This window comes from Pseudomonas sp. SIMBA_068 (assembly GCF_046534705.1).
Taxonomy (GTDB): Bacteria; Pseudomonadota; Gammaproteobacteria; order Pseudomonadales; family Pseudomonadaceae; genus Aquipseudomonas; species Aquipseudomonas putida.
Window position 1 is genome coordinate 1 of record NZ_JAWRYI010000514.1, and the last position, 272, is coordinate 272.

Annotated in this window: 1 pseudogene; it reads left to right on the forward strand. The window is 40.1% G+C overall.

The window, feature by feature from the left end:
* Positions 1-37: 37 nt before the first annotated feature.
* Positions 38-272 (forward strand): annotated as a pseudogene (locus SB756_RS30190) (type IV pilus biogenesis/stability protein PilW); the annotation flags it as partial.

Consider the following 272-nt stretch of genomic DNA (forward strand, 5'->3'; position numbering starts at 1 on the left):
ATATAGGCAATATGGACAAAAATAAAGAGATAAGGTAATGCGATCTATACTTGCTATAACACTATCGGCACTGGCTTTAAGTGGCTGTGTTACCGAAAGTAGTTATAACGGCAGTAATAAGCCCGTTGTCAAAAATAAAATCAATAACGCCGGGGCAGCACGCACTCGAATAGCTTTAGCCTTACAGTACCTAAAAACAGGTAACAATTCACAAGCAAAATACAACCTAGAACGCGCTGCTGAATTCGCTCCCAACTTACCTGAAGTTCATT